15 protein-coding genes and 1 pseudogene are annotated in these 17,535 nt (G+C 60.3%); 7 read left to right on the forward strand and 9 right to left on the reverse strand.

The features are described 5' to 3' along the window. Positions 1-50: 50 nt before the first annotated feature. Positions 51-1,391, forward strand: coding sequence for an SIR2 family protein (locus V1292_RS27150; RefSeq protein WP_334375685.1), 1,341 nt, complete (start codon positions 51-53; stop codon positions 1,389-1,391). Between the two features lie 347 nt (positions 1,392-1,738). Here V1292_RS27150 and V1292_RS27155 read toward each other — a convergent pair whose 3' ends face one another. Next, entirely contained in the window at positions 1,739-2,647 is a 909-nt protein-coding gene (locus V1292_RS27155; RefSeq protein WP_334375686.1) for a hypothetical protein, read from the reverse strand. A gap of 99 nt (positions 2,648-2,746) precedes the next feature. On the opposite strand from V1292_RS27155, the gene V1292_RS27160 reads away from it, so the two are divergent. The 4 genes from V1292_RS27160 (at position 2,747) to V1292_RS27175 (ending at position 6,007) form a co-directional block, all read left to right on the forward strand. After that, the gene (locus tag V1292_RS27160; protein ID WP_334375687.1) at positions 2,747-3,967 is read left to right on the forward strand and encodes a hypothetical protein; all 1,221 of its coding nucleotides are present in this window, start codon (positions 2,747-2,749) and stop codon (positions 3,965-3,967) included. A 214-nt stretch (positions 3,968-4,181) separates the two neighbouring features. Continuing rightward, on the forward strand, positions 4,182-4,622 hold the full coding sequence (locus V1292_RS27165) for a hypothetical protein (RefSeq protein ID WP_334375688.1): 441 nt from the start codon (positions 4,182-4,184) through the stop codon (positions 4,620-4,622). 155 nt (positions 4,623-4,777) lie between these two features. Continuing rightward, on the forward strand, positions 4,778-5,578 hold the full coding sequence (locus tag V1292_RS27170; RefSeq protein ID WP_334377178.1) for a transglycosylase SLT domain-containing protein: 801 nt from the start codon (positions 4,778-4,780) through the stop codon (positions 5,576-5,578). Between the two features lie 279 nt (positions 5,579-5,857). Continuing rightward, entirely contained in the window at positions 5,858-6,007 is a 150-nt protein-coding gene (locus V1292_RS27175) for a hypothetical protein (protein WP_334375689.1), read from the forward strand. A 414-nt stretch (positions 6,008-6,421) separates the two neighbouring features. Here V1292_RS27175 and V1292_RS27180 read toward each other — a convergent pair whose 3' ends face one another. The 3 genes from V1292_RS27180 to V1292_RS27190 all read right to left on the reverse strand — a co-directional run bounded on the left by V1292_RS27180 (position 6,422) and on the right by V1292_RS27190 (position 9,592). Then, on the reverse strand, positions 6,422-7,012 hold the full coding sequence (locus V1292_RS27180; RefSeq protein ID WP_334375690.1) for a hypothetical protein: 591 nt from the start codon (positions 7,010-7,012) through the stop codon (positions 6,422-6,424). Between the two features lie 267 nt (positions 7,013-7,279). Then, the gene (locus V1292_RS27185; protein ID WP_334375691.1) at positions 7,280-8,200 is read right to left on the reverse strand and encodes a DMT family transporter; all 921 of its coding nucleotides are present in this window, start codon (positions 8,198-8,200) and stop codon (positions 7,280-7,282) included. A gap of 405 nt (positions 8,201-8,605) precedes the next feature. Continuing rightward, on the reverse strand, positions 8,606-9,592 hold the full coding sequence (locus V1292_RS27190) for a tripartite tricarboxylate transporter substrate binding protein (RefSeq protein ID WP_334375692.1): 987 nt from the start codon (positions 9,590-9,592) through the stop codon (positions 8,606-8,608). 205 nt (positions 9,593-9,797) lie between these two features. Here V1292_RS27190 and V1292_RS27195 point away from each other — a divergent pair, with 205 nt between their 5' ends. Further along, positions 9,798-11,867 (forward strand): ATP-dependent helicase, encoded by a 2,070-nt coding sequence (locus tag V1292_RS27195; protein ID WP_334375693.1) that lies wholly within the window; start codon positions 9,798-9,800, stop codon positions 11,865-11,867. A 129-nt stretch (positions 11,868-11,996) separates the two neighbouring features. Here V1292_RS27195 and V1292_RS27200 read toward each other — a convergent pair whose 3' ends face one another. The 4 genes from V1292_RS27200 to V1292_RS27215 form a co-directional block, all read right to left on the reverse strand. Further along, positions 11,997-12,257, reverse strand: coding sequence for a PepSY domain-containing protein (locus tag V1292_RS27200; protein WP_028346352.1), 261 nt, complete (start codon positions 12,255-12,257; stop codon positions 11,997-11,999). Positions 12,258-12,496: 239 nt separating this feature from the next. Continuing rightward, entirely contained in the window at positions 12,497-13,540 is a 1,044-nt protein-coding gene (locus tag V1292_RS27205; protein ID WP_334375694.1) for an SH3 domain-containing protein, read from the reverse strand. Positions 13,541-13,727: 187 nt separating this feature from the next. Beyond that, positions 13,728-14,726, reverse strand: coding sequence for a Bug family tripartite tricarboxylate transporter substrate binding protein (locus tag V1292_RS27210; protein WP_334375695.1), 999 nt, complete (start codon positions 14,724-14,726; stop codon positions 13,728-13,730). Between the two features lie 575 nt (positions 14,727-15,301). Continuing rightward, complete coding sequence (locus tag V1292_RS27215) at positions 15,302-16,015, reverse strand: ROK family protein (protein WP_334375696.1); 714 nt, start codon at positions 16,013-16,015, stop codon at positions 15,302-15,304. A 267-nt stretch (positions 16,016-16,282) separates the two neighbouring features. Here V1292_RS27215 and V1292_RS27220 point away from each other — a divergent pair, with 267 nt between their 5' ends. Beyond that, on the forward strand, positions 16,283-16,627 hold the full coding sequence (locus tag V1292_RS27220) for a tRNA-binding protein (RefSeq protein WP_334375697.1): 345 nt from the start codon (positions 16,283-16,285) through the stop codon (positions 16,625-16,627). A gap of 210 nt (positions 16,628-16,837) precedes the next feature. Here V1292_RS27220 and V1292_RS27225 read toward each other — a convergent pair. Beyond that, positions 16,838-17,483, reverse strand: a pseudogene (locus V1292_RS27225) (FMN-binding negative transcriptional regulator). Positions 17,484-17,535 lie beyond the last annotated feature (52 nt).

Consider the following 17,535-nt stretch of genomic DNA (forward strand, 5'->3'; position numbering starts at 1 on the left):
GCCCCCTGAATCAATGACCTGATTTAGGGGGCCTCCAACCATGGCAGGCCATGAAGAAACTCCATCCGAATGACTGCGTCTGCGCATTCTGCCGCAACGAAATCGATTTCGATTTTCCGGATCATCTTCTTGATAAAATCGCAGAGGGAGAGGTTGTACTATTTGCGGGTGCGGGAATAAGCACTGAGAATAAGGTGCACTGTCAGTCCACCTTATATGAAGAGATACGAGCGAGCTTAGCAACCACTTCTGATCTGTCATTTCCAGAGCTAATGGATGCATTCTGCGCGCAACCTGACGGCCGGATTAAGCTTCTGGAGAAAATCAAACGTCGCTTTGATTACTTTCGCTCGTTCGATGGCTTCCTTCGCCCGATGACTCGCTTCCATCGATCGATAGCCCCTCTCTACATGATCAAGGATGTGATCACTACGAATTGGGACGATTTCTTTGAAAGTGAATGCAACTTTGATCCGTTTGTTTACGACAGCGATTTAGCCTTTTGGGACGCATCAAAAAGGCGCGTGATGAAGATCCATGGTTCAATAACAAATTTTGGATCAATCGTTGCGACGACTGACGACTACACTCAGTCATTCAAGCGGCTGAACGACGGCCCGCTGGGCGCTCAACTGAAATCCTTGATCGCCCGCAAAACAGTTGTCTACGTTGGATATTCTCTGTCGGACGAAAATTACCTTCGACTGCTCCGCAACATAGCGCGGCTAATGCAGGGAAATCTGCGTCAGTCGTATTTTGTTGCACCGAAGATAGATCTTGAGAAACTCGGAAGGGCTCCTGCTCCCTTGATTCCTATCCAAACGGATGGATCGCTCTTCTTCGAGATAGCACGGGAGAAGTTGACCGAAAGGTGCAGGATTACGCGCGATCAAGCTTTTGCCGCTTGTGCGGATTTGCTCGACGATATTGCTGAGGCCCACAACAAAACGGCCGATGCGTTTATTCGCACGCAACACCCCCTTCTTATTTTTATACTGAGCTATCAAGATGGGCTGATCCATGCCCTACAACGGATAATCAGGATGCGAAGAACGGGTGAATACCATTCGCAGATGGCGGTTCAGGCCCGCGTTCACAGCTATGAGCATCGCATAGAAGAGTTATCTGCCGCGAAGGATTATTGGAACGCCGCTTATGCGCTGGGTTATCAAAGCGGCCTACTATTCTTGATACTGAACTCGGATGACGACAAAGGCCCGTGGCCGCCGTTCTTTGACGTGCCTTTTGATGTCGCTGTGAGGTCCTTATCGGGAGCACTTCGATTTCCCAAAGACAAGTTGCCGCGGTCTGTCAAAGTCCAAGCCAACCGGATCTTGAAAAGATACCCGAAAGAAGCGCGTTTGATTCCTGATCATACTCCATACCTTTAGCAAGCAGCCCGGATGGCCAAACCAAGATACCCTTGAGAGCCGGTCCGAATATTCATCATGGATGCAGCCCGTCCGACTACTAGCGTAGGGCGGATTAGCCGAAGGCGTAATCCGCCGTTCCAAGTGACCAAGTTGGCGGGTTACGCTTCTCTAATCTGCCTTTCTCGCTGACCTCGGCATCGGATGCACCGCCGTTATACAGGGCGCGCATGAACTCCCGCCAATCCGGGTGAAGGTCTTCGAGCTTCCTTCGAGGCCGACCTATTGCGTTCGGCTCTTCCTTATCCCGCCCCCGTCGAGATTTCTTTCCGTCACCACTATGCACACAGTATAACGCGTCTTGGCAACTACTCAGGAAGTTCGGCGTCTTCCGGCATTTCAACTGTGACCGCTATCGCCGCTGCAATCGGGCCCGAGCGCCGATAAAAGATCGATTGGATCGGCACCTCATCGTTGTTTGTAAATCGGAAGCCGCCTTTGCAGCCCAAAAGGAGATCAGCCATAAAATATTCAAGGCGCCATCCATACTCGTCGTCGCTCATAATCTTTCTGGTATCGCCAAGTGTTGGGCTATAGCTTTTAGCTTTGCCGGCCAGAGCCTTGTGCAGATCCTCCGTAGGGATAACCCTCGCGCCGAGGTAGTTATCTTTCTCTCCCAGCTTAGAATACTCCGTCAGCGGGAGGACGACGTTCGTCACCAACTGCGGCGGATTGTAAAACAGGTAGTGAATTGGAATCTTGTAGGACTCCATGTGCCCACGGATGGCTTCGACCTGATCTGATTCTTTCGTGAGTGACTGATACTTGCTGGCCTTCGTGAAGGAGAACTTGCGCTGAGACATCATCGAGGCCAGGTCGGCATCACGAGCCCCGATGCGCGCCATCCCTACTCGATAGTCGTATTCCTCCAGGTGATCCACATCTCCGGTGGTCGGAAATAGTCGCTTCGATTGGAGTAGCGCCACTTTGCGCCTGACCATCCGCCCACCCTTCGTGAAAAATACGAACACGCCGATGTCTGCCACTTCCCAGCTTCGGAAGTGTCGCAGTCCACCCAAATAGTGGGTGTCGATCCGAATTGCCCAATCTGACTTAAACTTCCGCGGTGCAGCGTAGTTCGTAAGGTGCTCAATGAACGTCAGATCGAAGGTTGGCTCGGGTGTCGCTGGAGCGTTCAACATTTTTTCTGCCAGACGCCTGTTTGCGTCGGCAAAAACGCCCCGAAACCAATCTACGATCTCCATTGGAATAGCCATTGGTTCTCTCCCCCGCGAGACAATCCCGAGTATCAGCTTTTTTTACCGGGCACACGAGAAAGATGCTATTCGCAAGTGTTTCAACTCGTCGAGATTCCCATGGCACAACAGCTATTTGCGGGGACGCCTCTTTCGGTCCTGTTTGATAATACAAATCGCAATATTGAAGACACCATCAACAAGCTGACCGATGCACAGGTCTTGGCGGCCTCACTGGATGTTTTGACCCAGCAGATTGCCGAGGCCAGTTTGATTCAGGTGCCGGTGCTCGACCTGACCCGAGTGGACAGAACCTTTGAAGATGCGACGGTTCCTGAGCGTCGTGTTCCCAACCCCAACTTTACCGACGTTCAGATCGGGGTACCGGGCCGGGTTCACACCCTCCACGTTCCCTACACCGGTCAGCAGCATATGTTTTACTACATGCCTCCAGTACCGCCGAGACTGAGCGTTGTTGGTGCAACAACCGACACCGAGGTCATGGTTTATGCCGCCGGTGCGTGGTTCACAGCGGAATCAATCACCCAGAAGTTCACGCAGGACATCGAGACCTTGGAAGATGCCCTGAGGCGACTTCGGGAGAACTGCAAGCGGTATAATACAGCGCTTCCAACCTTCATTCGTCCCCGGCTCGACAGACGGCACCAAATTGCGGAGCGGACTCGCCAAACAACGGAGGGCATCAAGTTTCCCCTCCGTCAGGTTGCCAACGCACCCCAAACCTACAAGCTACCTGACAAGCCCAAGCCTATCGCTTCTCAACCCGTACAACGCGCGACGGAGAAGTCTTTTGTCCTGGGCGAAGAGGATTACCAAAATATTCTGAGAATCTGCGCGAGCATGTCTCTGGTCATGGAGCGCAGCCCTTCGGTATTCGCAAATGCCGGCGAAGAGGACATCAGGGTTCACTACCTCGTGCAATTGAACGGCCAATACCAAGGCGAGGCCACGGGCGAAACGTTCAACCACATTGGACAAACAGACATTCTCATCCGACATGAGAACAAGAACGTATTTGTGGCCGAGTGCAAGTTTTGGGGAGGCTATAAAGCCATGATCGAAACGGCTGACCAGCTCTTGGGATACACGACGTGGAGGGATACCCGAACCGCCCTCATCGTCTTCAATCGCAACATGGACTTCACGAATGTTATTTCAGAAGCTCAGCGGTCGATGAAGGATCATCAGCACTATAAATCGGGACCAACCAAGGAAGGCGAGACTAGGTTTAGATACGTCTTCAGCCATCCCGAGGACAAACAACGGGATATCATCGTGACCCTGATGCTGTTCAACATGCCGAAGCCGGCGAAGCCATGACGTTCATCCTTCTCACCCGACCAAGCGTAGGGCGGATTCGTTAGTCTAGTCAGCCCTACGCGAGTTAAGTATAGCTCGAACCGTTCCACGAGTTGTATCAGTCAGCAAGCACAATTGACTGCAGTCGCTTGCTGCTCCACGGCTTTCTGGCGCAACCGGCAAACTGTGACCATGTCATCGGGACACAAACACACCAACTGCCTGAGCACTCACCATGTTCGAGAAATTGCGGCTCAACTGGAAGATTCGCCAGCTCCAGCGGCTAAAGAACCAATACATAGGCGTGACGTACGAGGCGCTTCGCGAAGTTGCGCATGAGACCGGCGAGATTCCGGACAAAGAAGTAATAAGGGAAGAGATACTCAACACCGTCAAATTGAATCGCGAAATGGACGAGCGTATCGCAATACTCGAGAGCGATTACTGGCTTGATCAAGCGCAGCGTTACTTGCTTCCTACGCCGAACGACCAAGCTTACATTCGTTCGAAGTTAGACAAGCGTTTCAGCTATTTTGACGAGGAAACGTTGGCAGCCCTGCGCTCAGCAGTTCGCAAAGAGCAGAAGGAGCGTTCGGAAAATTTCCGTACGTGGGCAACGCTCGCTATCGGCATCATTGGAGCCCTCATCGGGCTCGCTGCTATGCTAAAGAAATAGTCCCAATCTTACTTCGCCAGCCCGAGCGACTTCAGCGCCTTGCCGTTGTCCTCGTTGTCCGCCTTCATGAACTCCGCGAAGCCAGCCGAATCCAGATAGAAGATCGTCAGCGCGACACGTTTCGTTATTGTGCCCTACTTGCCCCCAAAAGACGCATGTCAAGAAAAAGCAAGAGCTTCCCACGCCTCCGCCGCTGGCGGCGCGGTGCACGATGGGCGCGACGGAAGGTCGCGAGAGCACCGCGGGCGGCCCGGATCGTTGGCGTCGTGGCGATCCTGCTTGTGCTCGTCGCGCTGACGAACCTTGTCTATCAGGTGATCCGCAAGCCGACTGAGCTGTTTGCCTTCGTTGGCGACGCGCTCGACAAGGAGCCGGCCGAGACGTGGCGGCAATACGGGCCGCTCTTCCGCGCCTATTCCACCAGTACGATCACGCCCGAATTGCTGGCCGCGCTGGCGCAGGTCGAGAGTTCAGGCAACCCGGTGGCGCGCACCTACTGGCGCTGGCGATTAAGCCTGAATCCTTTCGCGATTTACCAGCCCGCCTCCAGCGCCGTCGGCCTCTTCCAGATGACCGATGCGGCCTACGCCGAGGCCGCGCGGTCCTGTGTCCGAGAGAATGCGGTCACAAATACCGGCTGCGGGTTCACCAGCCTCACTATCCGCGCGATCCCGAGCCATGCCATTGAGCTCGCGTCCGTGTATCTGGCTCGCAATGTCGCGGCGGTTCTCGCCCGCGTCCCCGATGTGTCGGCAAGCCTGCAGCAGAAGCAGGATCTCGCCGCGTTTATCCATCTTTGCGGCGGGGGTCCCGCCACAGCCTTCGCGCGCCGCAACTTTCAAATGATGTCCGGCGAGCGGTGCGGCGATCATCTCGTCACAGCCTATATCGTCAGGGTCAATGCGATGAAGCGGCAGTTCAAGCGCCTAGCGGCCGATGGCGGGTTCCAGAATTAACCTGCAGAGCGCACATCAAGCTTAACGCGCGAGTTTGGTTGCTACACTACGCAAGCCGAATAGATTCCGATTACCGGACGATTTCCCCAGGTCATCCGGGTCCACGCCAGCGAAGCCGCCAGGCGAATTGCCCTCTGCCTGGCGGCTTAGTTTTCGGCTCTCGGCGGGTGTAGCTCAATGGTGGAGCGCTGGGTTCCAAGAAGAGGCCAGTTCGATTTCGCGCTTCCCGCTCCTCATCCCCGAATGCGTTCAATGCGATTTATTCAGTGGGAGATGCTTATGCCTATGTCGCGCAAGCCCATTAGCGAAGTCGTTCTAGAGATCACTGACATCACCTCTCGACCTGTCATGGCAGAGAAACAACAAGCCGACAACTACGCCCTCAAAGTAAAGGCAGCGATGACACGACTGAGCGAGAGCAAACGCTAGCCCGCAAGGACGATTAGCCGAAGGCATAATCCGCCGTTCTGCGCGAACCGAGTCAGCGGGTTACGCTTGGCTAACCCGCCCTGCTCGCTATCCACTCACTTCATTCACTTACTTTGCCAGCCCGAGCGACTTCAGCGCCTTCCAATTACGGTGACAGTGCACTTAATTCGGAAAGCCGCTAGCAAGGCAGCATGGGTGCCCAACGGTGATTAAATGCGCTTTCACCGTAATATGACCTTTTGACGCCGCATGTTATGCGGACGCAGTTTTGTTCTCCATCCGACTCCATTCTGTTCGCAAAGAACGAATCGGAATCGCACAAATCAGCGCGAGCCACTTCTTAACAATGCGTTTGCTTCGCGCTTGCGCGCCCCGCCGTGCCGTTGGCCTCAGGCGCGGCGGAATTCGCGCGCGTTACCGCGCACTGCCCGTCGTTATCGGTTCCGAGTGTACCGGGATCATCAGGTGCTCGTTGGGTTTGCCGGGGAACATGATGTAGGGCTGCGTCGGGTCCTTGACATCCAGATCGCGCGGATAGGGACTGAGCATCTCGCGTGCTGCGCCGCCGACGATCATCACATGCGGCCCGGTCTGGACCCAATGCTTGTGCGTGTGCCGTTCGGCATGATCATGATTGCTCGTGCCGGTGTCACCGTCGAGCATGAAAATGAGGCCAATCTTGTTCGGCGGAGTCTGTTTGGCCTGCAGAGCCTTGCGCCATTCCATGGCGTTCTCGTCATCGCATTCGGGCGTTCCGTCATTTCCGATAAAGCAAGTGAAGCCGTTCGAGCCGGTTTGGATCGTCTTGGAAGATCCATCCGGCTGCGGCATGGTGATGGTTGCATTGTTCACCACCGACGCCGGAGCGGCGGTCTTCACCTTGGCGATGTACTCTGGTTCGGTCTTCGGGATTTCCTCGGTGGGAAGAGCCGATGCCGATGTGGTGGTGAGGGCTGCCGAAGCGACGCAGAACCCAACCGACGCGAGAGCATAGAGCCTGTTCATGGCTTACCTCCTGTAGTGGGCAACCGGCATCAATTCTACACCCAAACCAAGTGAGTGCCTCCTTCAAAAAAATATCTCACGCGAATCTTCAGCGGCCGATGCCAAGACCGGAGGAACGAGCTACCGTTGCTGTTGGGTTCCATTGCGAGACACGCACGCGGCATGCCGGCTCGGCCTTGCGTTGGCCGCAGCCTCTAACAGGTTGATCAGCTCGTAGGCGGATTGGCGCAGCGTAATCCGCCGCTCTCTCGCGATCAGGCCTAATCTTCACCGCTGCCTTTGCGCCAGATAGAATCCGAACAGCACCGTGACCAGTCCCGCTGCCTGCAACGCGGTCGGGGGCTCGCCGAGCAGGAGCCAGCCGGCGAGGATCGTCAGCGCCGGAACGGTCGCGGGGAACACCGCGGCGCGGGCGACGCCGATGGTCTGGACCGAGAATGCGAACAGATACAGCGCAGCGGGGCCGGCCAGGATGCCCTGTGCCAGCGCCTGCAGCGCGTTTTCAGCCCAGCCCAGCGCCGCCACGCGGGCAAACCCGCCAAAGGCCGCATAGAGCGGCAGCAGCGCCAGCGACACCACGCTGATGACGGTGGCGGCCGAGAACGCCGAGACGCGCCAATGGCGCAGCAGCGTGCCGAACGCGGCGAACATCAATCCGGTCATCACGAACAGCAAATCACCCAGCACGCCATCTGAACCAATATGGCCGATCGACTCGGCGCCGATCACCCCAAGTCCGCCGACGATGACGACCGCCCCCATCACGCGCGAGGGCGGCACCCGCTCGCGCAGGAACACCGCGGCCAGCAGCAGGCCGCCGAGCGTCGCGCTGGAAGGCTGGATGACGCTGCCATGGCCGAGCGGGACAAACAGGAAGCCGGTATAGCTGATGAGCGACATCACAGGCCCGCCCAGCACCATCAGCATCAGCCCGCGGCCCCATCCGATGCCGCCGAGATCGGCGATACCGGCGCGAAGCACGAGCGGCAGGAACACCAGCCCCGACCACACGAAGCGGTGCATCAGCAGGTCCGGCGGCGTGAAGCCGACCTTCAGCCCGTGCCGGGTCGCGACAAAGCCGAGCGCCCAGAACAGCGCCGCACCCGCGCCGCACGCGACCCCAAGCAGGGCCGGTTTGGTGTCAGGTTTTTGGGCTGGAGCATCGCCGCCGCTGGTCGGCTGGTTCATTGGGGACGCTTAACTTGGCCTGCACCCCTGTTCAACCCACGCTCCTGCAGGGCTGACGGGCACGCCGCTGCAAGCACAGGGCGAGAACACGTCGCAGGTTTTGCAAGCAAGCGCAGGACGAGAAGGCGTCATCCGCCCTACGCTCGCTACTTTGCATGGGGTTGTTTTCGCGATTTTGTGTCCGGGCCTTGCGGTGTACTGCAGAAGAGTATCTGCACCGGGTCCGGGAGGCGATATCGTCAGCAAGCAGTAAGTAGCAAGCAGTAAGTAGCCCGGATGAGCGAAGCGACATCCGGGACAACTCTAGCACCGCCCCGGATATCGCAGAGCCTGTCATCGGGCGCGCATTCGCGCGACCCGTTGGCTCATCCGGGCTACGCTCACTATTCTACGCTCACTATTCGCTTACTTTGCCAGCCCGAGCGACTTCAGCGCCTTGCCGTTGTCTTCGTTGTCCGCCTTCATGAACTCCGCGAAGCCAGCCGAGTCCAGATAGATCATGTCGAAGCCGCGCCTGTTCATGAACTCCTTGAACTCTTCGCTGTCCCAGATCTTCTTGATCGCGGTCTCGTACTGCGCGGCAATCTCCTTCGGCAGGCCCTTGGGCGCCGCAAAGCCGCGCCACACACCCTTGTGCCACTTGTGACCCGTCGCCTCCTCGGTGGTCGGCACATCAGGGAAGTTCGGCGCGCGCTTGGGTGAGAAGAACACGAGGCTGCGGATACGCCCCGCCTTGAGCAGCGCCTCGGCTTCCGGCATCGAGCACGCGACGAAGTCGACGCCGCCGGCCGCGAGATCGGTCAGCGCGGTTGCAGCACCCGTGGACGGCACCCAACGGATCGAGCCGGGCGAAACGCCGTCGGCCTGCATCAGGCCGGCGAGCGCGACATGCCAGCTTCCGCCCTGCCCCGTACCTGAGGCCACCACCTTGTTCGGGTTCGCCTTGATATGCGCGAACAGTTCCTTGACGGTCTTGTAAGGCGAGTCCGCCTTCACATGGATCGCGGCGGGGTCCTGGTTGACCAGCGCGATCGGCGTATACTTCTCGAAGGTGAGATCGGTCAGCCCCACCCAGTGCATCAGGTTGATCTCGAGCGTGATGAGACCGAACGTGTAATCGTCAGGCGCGGCGGTGGCGATCGCCTGGTGGCCGACCACGCCCGATCCGCCCGTGCGATTCACGACGTTCACCGGCTGCTTGAGATCGCGTTCCAGCATGCTCGCGATCTGGCGCGCGACCGCGTCGGTGCCGCCACCGGCGGCCCACGGCACGATCAGCGTGATCGGCCGCTCCGGAAAGGCCGCTTGCGCGTTTCCGGGGCCGAGCAGGCTAGCGGCCGCAAGCGCCGCAAGCGCGAGATTTCTGACCAAATTGCTGACCTGGCGAAACATTCGCAAAACCCTCCCGCTCTGTTTTTTATGCGCCGGGTGAGACACCGCGACGGGCGCTTATGCGCTATTCGCCATTCCGGCGGCGGAGCGCTGACATGTCAAGGAGAAGCAAGCGCAGGGCGGATCAGCCGAAGGCGAGCCGCGGACATCCGTCATTGCGACCTTCAGCGAATCCGCCGATCCTCCGATCGACATGGGGTGATTCGTGCTCGCCGAAAATACCGATCAATACCTGGAAAGCCTCAATCCGGAGCAGCGCCGGGCTGTCGAGCACGGCATCGGCCCGGATGGAACCATCGGCTCGCCGCTTCTTGTCATTGCCGGTGCAGGATCCGGAAAGACCAACACGCTCGCTCATCGTGTGGCCCACCTCATCATCAGAGGCGCCGACCCGCGTCGCATGCTGCTGATGACGTTTTCGCGCCGTGCCGCCGCCGAGATGACGCAGCGTGTCGAACGCATCGCGCGCCGCGTGCTTGGCGACAAGGCCGGCATCATGACGGAGGCGCTGACCTGGGCCGGGACGTTTCATGGTATCGGGGCGCGACTGCTGCGCGAATATGCCGAACGCATCGGCTTCGATCCGGCCTTCACCATCCATGATCGTGAGGATTCTGCTGATCTGCTCAACCTGGTGCGCCACGAGCTCGGATTTTCAAGAACCGAGTCTCGTTTTCCCACCAAGGGCACCTGTCTTGCGATCTATTCCCGTTGCGTGAACGCACAGGCGCCGATCGAGACGGTGCTCGGCCAGCATTATCCCTGGTGTTCGGGATGGGCGGATGCGCTCGAGCAATTGTTCGCTGCTTACGTCGAGGCCAAGCAGAAGCAGAACGTGCTCGACTATGATGACCTCCTGCTGTGGTGGTCGCAGATGGTCTCCGAGCCAGCAATCGCGCAGGAGATCGGCGGCCGGTTCGATCATGTCATGGTCGACGAGTATCAGGACACCAATCGGCTGCAGGCGACGATACTCCTGGCGCTCAAGCCGGATGGGCGCGGCCTTACCGTGGTGGGGGACGACGCCCAATCGATCTATTCGTTTCGCGCGGCCACCGTCAGAAACATTCTGGATTTTCCCGATCACTTCAGCCCAAAAGCAGAGATCGTCACGCTCGACCGCAATTATCGCTCCACTCAGCCGGTTCTAGCGGCCGCCAATGGCGTGATCGGACTTGCCAGGGAACGCTTCACCAAGAACCTCTGGACTGAGCGCAATTCGGCGCAGTTGCCGCGTCTGGTCACGGTTCGCGATGAGGCCGACCAGGCGCGCTACATCGTCGAACAGGTGCTGTCGAACCGCGAGGAAGGATCGCGTCTCAAGGAGCAGGCTGTCCTGTTTCGGACGTCCTCACACAGCGGCCCGCTGGAGGTCGAGCTGACGCGGCGCAATATTCCGTTCGTCAAGTTCGGCGGCTTGAAGTTTTTGGACGCCGCCCACGTAAAAGACGTGCTTGCGCTGCTCAGGTTCGTCGAGAACCCGCGGGACCGCGTCGCCGGATTCCGCGTGCTTCATTTGCTGCCCGGCATCGGCCCGGCGTCGGCCCAGCGCATTCTCGATCAAACCACCGTAATGGCCGATCCGATCTCCGCGCTCGCAGCGCTGCCGACGCCTCCCCGCGCCGGCCAGGATTGGAGCGACTTTGTCGAAACGCTCGCCAATATCCGCTATTCGGAATGGCCTGTTGATATCGAACGTATCAGGTTCTGGTACACCCCGCATCTGGAGCGAATCCATGAGGATGCCGAGGTGCGGCTGGCCGACCTGCTACAGCTCGAGCAGATCGCCTCGGGCTATCCTTCCCGCGAGCGCTTTCTGACCGAGCTCACGCTCGATCCGCCTGATGCGACCAGCGATCGCTCCGGGCCACCACTGCGCGACGAGGACTATCTGATCCTGTCCACGATCCACTCTGCCAAGGGGCAGGAGTGGAAGTCGGTATTCGCCTTGAACGTCGTCGACGGCTGCATGCCGTCTGATCTTGGCGCCGGCACGACGGCTGAACTCGAAGAAGAGCGACGCCTTCTCTACGTCGCGATGACGCGCGCCAAGGACGATCTGCATCTGATTGTGCCGCACCGCTTCTTCGTGCACGGCCAACAGGCACGCGGCGACCGGCATGTCTATGCGTCCCGGACGCGCTTCATACCGGATCATCTGGTCAAGCTGTTCGAACGGCAGACATGGCCGGCGGCGTCCCCGGCGGCACACCCGACGCCAAGTCAAAATGTGCAGATGGATATTCGTGAACGCATGCGCAGCATGTGGCGCTAGCAGCGTAGCAAACGTAGCCCGGATGAGCGCAGCGATATCCGGGATCACTCCATCCCAAGCACCCCGCCCCGCATATCGCTTTGCTCATGCGGGCTACGCGCTACGCGCTACTCGCCGGTGAGAACGCCACTACCATCCGCGATTCATGTGGCGCACCTCGCCGGTTCGCGAGTCGACATAGACTTCCATCCAGCGGCCCGCGCGGTCGCGGCCTTTGATCTCCCACTGATCGCCCTGGAACTGGGTATAGGACACCGTCATGACGCCGAGACCGGTCGCGACGTCGAGCGCGGTCTCCATCGAAATCTGGTCACCGGAATCGAAGGCAACGGCAGGTGTCGCTGCACCAAGCGCTAAGGCAGTGACAATTGGAAGAATGACATTTCGCATGGACACTCCTGTCGAACGCGTTGAGCTGTTACGCCAATTAGAACGAGCGGCAGGGTAGTGTGTTCCGACACCAGAGATCGCGGAACAGCCAGAAATTTCGGCAGTTGTGGCGATTTCGCGGCGGTTCCCGCTCGCTAACTAGCCCGCCATGCACGCCTGGAGCAGCGTAGTACCCAAGCGTGGTCCGAATGATCGTCGAGCAGAAGAAAAGCCCGGCTCAAGGCCGGGCTTTTCGTTCACTATCGCCTGTCCTGACCGGGGCCTCCGCCGCCGCCCGGTCCACCGCCACCGCCACCGCGCGGTGCGATCTGCGGCGCGCCGCCGCCCTGCGGCGCGGGCGCTGCTGCACGCGGGGCGGCCGGGGCCGGCGCCTGCTGCGCGCGTACGTTCGGCGGGCCGCCGCCACCGCGCGCCGCATCGGGCTGCGTCATGCGGGGCGTGGCACGCTCCATCCGCGGCGCAGCTGCACGCGGTTCGTCATGGCCGCGTGCCACGATCGGCGGCGTCTGCTGCGTACGTCCACCGCGGACCATCGGCTGCTCGCGCACCGTTGATCTTGCGCTCTCACGCGTGATCCGCGCGTTCTCTCGCGCCGTCCGCGCGTCTTCGCGCGTCATGCGGTCCCGCACCACCGCGCGTTCGCGCGCATCACGCGTCGTGATGTCCCTCTCCCGCGTCACGCGTTCCGTCACACCGGCGCGGCTCCGCTCCGTCACACCGGCGCGCGTCCGTTCCTCGACACGGGCACGCGACCTCTCCTCGACACCAACACGCGCATTTGCACGCGTCCTTGCCTCGGGGAGCGCAGCGTCGCGCGCGACCGCCGCGCGGCCGATCCGGGCCGCCGAGCGGTCGATCGTCAACCGCGTCGCGACACGCTCATGCGATCGCCAGTAGCCGCTCCAGTGGGCGCGGCGGTGATACCAGGGACGTGCCGCATAGTGGCTCGACCAGTACGTGGTCAGCACGAACGGCACGATGGGAACGTCGATCTCGTCGACATAGTCGGGCAGATAGACGTAGCGGTTGCGGTAGAGATATTGGAGATATCGCGACGACACCCAGCCCCGATCCTCCGACCAGCTCACATCGCACCAGGCCTTGCCTCTGAAGCACCCATGGATGTTGACACGGGTGCCGCCGGGAATGCGGTCGACGGTCGGAAAGCCTTCACCGGGCCCAGCCTTGAGGCTGACTGTGGTAGTAACGATGCCCGGCGCCGCCAGTGCGGCGGTCGGCATCAGCAGCACGGCTGCTGCAATGAACAATGCTCTAAATTTCATGGCGAATTCCTCCTCTCGAGCAGGAACGCCGCAGCGAAACAGGTGTTCCCTGAGGAGGGGTCGCGTTGGCCGAAGGAGGCAAGCGTCTCGCAGGCGCGAGACGCGGCGCTCTCGTTTGTCATGCGATCTGCGCAAACTCAGGGCGATCTCGGCAGGCATGCCTCGGAGACCACGAGCACCCCTTCCCTTACCCACCCTCCGGTTTGATCCCCGCCGCCTTCATGATCGGCAGCAGCCGCGCTTCCTCGCTGTCGCGATAGGCCATGATCTCCTGCGGGGTGGTCGGCCACGTAGTGGCGCCCAAGTCGGCGTAGCGCTGTTTGAGCCAGGGGTCGTTCAAGGCCTTTGCGGTGAGCGCGTTGATCTGCGCGACGAGGTCGGGCGGCATGTTGGCGGGGCCGATCAGCGCGGTCCATGAGGTCATCTCGTAGCCGGGCAGCAATTCGGCGAACGCGGGCACGTCGGGCAGCTCCGCGATCCGCTTCTTCGCGGTGACCGCGACGGGCCGGATCGCACCCGAGCGCACGCTTGGCAGCGAGCCCGGTAGATTGTCGAACAGCAGATCGACATTGCCGCCGAGCAGGTCATTCAGCGCTGGAGCTGCGCCGCGATAGGGCACGTGGCGGAGCTGGACGCCGGCCATGCTGTTCAGCATCTCGCCGGAGAGATGCAGCGTGGTGCCGAAGCCGGCGGAGGCGTAGGTGTATTTGCCCGGCTCCTTCTTGAAGGCCGCGAGCAATTCCTTCAGGTCCGCGGAGAACAGGTCCTTCTTCGCGCTCAGGATGTTCGGCAATTGCCACATGCCTGTTATGAAGGTGAAATCCTCGCGCGGGCGATACGGGAGTTTTGCGTAGCTGCCGATCGCGAGCACATTGGAGGCGATGCCGCCGAGCCCGACCGTGTAGCCGTCCGCCGGCGCCTTTGCGACCGCGTCCGTGCCCAGCACGCCGCCAGCGCCGGCCTTGTTCTCGACCACGAAAGATTGTCCGGACAGTTCGCTCATCTTCTGGCAGAGCAGGCGCGAGAGCGTGTCGGTGGCGCCGCCGGCTGGAAAGCCGTTGACGTACTTCACGGGCCGGATCGGCCAGGCCTCTGCCGCGCGTCCCGCACGCGGCACAAGCCACGGCGCGGCGACGGAAGAGCCAAGGAGCGCAAGCGCGCGACGGCGGTCGATAGACAGCGGCATCGGTGTCCTCCCCTTTTACGCCATGCGCCGTGTCGCAGCTTTTCGCTGTTCTCTTCTCCTTCGCTCCGTCTTCGATCGGCGTTCCGCGACGATCTCTGACGAGAGGTGGGGCGCGTTCGGCTGACACAGCTTACGGGCTGTGCGCGATGCTGGGAACCCGCTCACCAAAACAAAAGGGTCCCGACGATGGCGCAGTCCGTTTCACCCCGGGGCACTCGACCTGCATCTGTGATCTGGCCCACACGCGGTTCAAACCACCTGCCCTACACTTTCGCCCATGGTGCTCGAGTTCCGGGGACGGATATGGACGACGAGTTTTGCAGGGAAAGGGCAAGGACAGTCAGGGCCCTCGCCGAGCAAGCTGACCCGTTGGTCAAGAGGCGGCTGCTGCAACTGGCCTCCCACTACGAGCGCAGGATCACGCGGCCATCCGATATCCGGGGCAACCAGACGGCGACAGTGTCCCGGCCGTTTGAGGGCGCTTGGGAGCAAGAGGTCGAGCCATCGACCGAACGACCAGACCCTGATCGTCAATAGCCTGCCCCTACGCACTGACGCCGCCAGGGCAGCATTCTCTATCGGCGTGCACCGCGCGGTTTGACTGCCCCCTTCTTCCACAGCCGAAATCCGCCCTCGAACGCATTGGTGTTGGCGCCGAGGCGGACCTTGCGCGGCAGCTTGTCGATCTTGTCGGCGTTTCCGCCGCCCAGCATGACGTAATCCGGCTCCAATGCAGCGAGCAGACGCTTCAGGACGTCATCGACCGAGCGTTGCCATTTCTTCCTGCCAAAGCGCTTGAGGGCTGCGGCGCCGACGCATTGCTCGAACGTCTTGCCGTTGCGGTACGGCAGGTGAGCGAGCTCCATCGGTTCCAGAATGCCATCCACGATCATCGCAGAGCCGAGACCCGTTCCGAGCCCTAAGAAAAGCATCCGGCCGCCCTGGTAGCTGCCGATCGCCTGCATCAGCGCATCGTTAACGACCTTCGTCGGCCGGCCGAAGGCCTTTTCGAAATTGAAGCCGGCCCACCCCTGACCGAGATTGTGAGGCTCCGACAAGGGCCGGTTGTTGACCACAGGTCCCGGATACCCGACGGCGATGAGGTCATAGGACCAGTCCTTCGTCAGCGCCTTGACCTTCCTCACCATCACTTTCGCTGATAGCTCGGGACCGGACGCAAACGCGCGCCTGGTTCGCTCCCTGCTCGTCATGACCTTCACGCGCGAACCGCCGACGTCGATCACGAGGATCGTGTGTCGCGACGCACGCTTGGCTGTTTTCTTCGCCATCAATTCGCGCCCTGCTCGATCGGATGATCATAACGCCAGCCGATGCTCACCTGAAGCGGAGAGACAAGCAGCGTCACAGCTTTGTTCTGCATCCGACTCTATTTTGTTCGCAAGGAACGAATCGGAATCGTGCAAATCAGCGCGAGCCAATTCTTAATAACGCGTTTGCTTCGTGCTTGCGTGGCACGGATGCCGTGCTCGACCCGTTGGATCATCCGCCCTACTCGCTATTCTCTGAAATCCCACCTACCAACCGAGACCGACGCCATGTCCCCACTAAAACCCCAAGCCACCTACGACGACTTCGCCCGCCTCGATATCCGGATCGGCAAGGTCGTGGACGTGCAGCCGTTTCCCCGCGCGCGCAATCCGTCTTACAAGGTCGGCGTCGATGTCGGCGCTGACCGGATCATGTGGTCGAGCGCGCAAGTGACGAACTATGAGCCGTCGGCACTGCTCGGCTCGCTCGTCGTGTGCGTCTGCAATCTCGGTGCGAAGAACATCGCGGGTTTTACGTCCGAACTCCTGATCCTCGGCGCGAAGGATGCGGAAGGTAATGTGATCGTGCTGGGTCCGCGCAGTGAGGTTGCGATCGGCAAGCCGATCTTTTGATGCCACGCGTTACGCAGCTCGCACGAATGCGATAGCGACGGCGTCAGCAGAGAAAAAGCAGCACCGCAGCTTTGTTCTGCATCCGACTCTATTTTGTTCGCAAGGAACGAATCGGAATCGTGAAAATCAGCGCGAGCCGATTCTTAACGACGCGTTTGCTTCGTGCTTGCGCAGCGCGGATGCCGTGCTCGACCCGTTGGCTCATCCGCGCTACTGCTCAACGTCATACCCCAGCCCCGGCCGCAGCGTCCGCATCCTCTCGGCCAACCGCCTACTCCCCGTCTCCTCCGCGCGCGCGAGCTTATTCGCCACCGCCACGTGGTCCTCGTCGCTCTTGTGCTGGTTGAGCTTTGCCTGGCCCTCGATCTCATCGACGACGAGGTCGATGACGCGGATCGAGGCGAGCATCGTCTCGCGCTTGGTGGGCTCCATCTGCGCGAGGTCCCAGGGCTGCTTCGGCAGGCGCGCCTCGGCGGCCGCGAGCAGCGCGTCGCCGTGGGCGCGGTTCTCGTCGCGCTCGGCCAACCGCGCGACGCCGGAGAGATGCACGGCCTCGTAGAGCCAGGTCGAGACGTTGTCGCGCGAGGCATACCAGTCGTTGGAGACATAGGCGTCGTCGCCCGAGACGATTAGCAGGAAGCGCCTGTTGCCGTCGGCGAGTTCGACGAGCGGATTCTTGGGCCGTGAGATGGATCTGGACGATCACGCGATCGTCGTGCTGCTGGAGCACAAACGGCACATGCGAGGCGCGCGGGCCGCGCTCGTCCGCGGCAACGATCACGCCAAAACCGCGCTCGGCCGCAAACGCGAGCGCGCGGCTCTCCTCGATGCGAAACTGGGGGCGAAGAATGTGCATGGCCAAGCGCTCGCTGGAGGATGATTGGCTTTCGTTGAGGCTAGCCTATTCT

Origin of the sequence: Bradyrhizobium sp. AZCC 1719 (assembly GCF_036924525.1) — a bacterium.
In the GTDB taxonomy this organism is placed as follows: domain Bacteria; phylum Pseudomonadota; class Alphaproteobacteria; order Rhizobiales; family Xanthobacteraceae; genus Bradyrhizobium.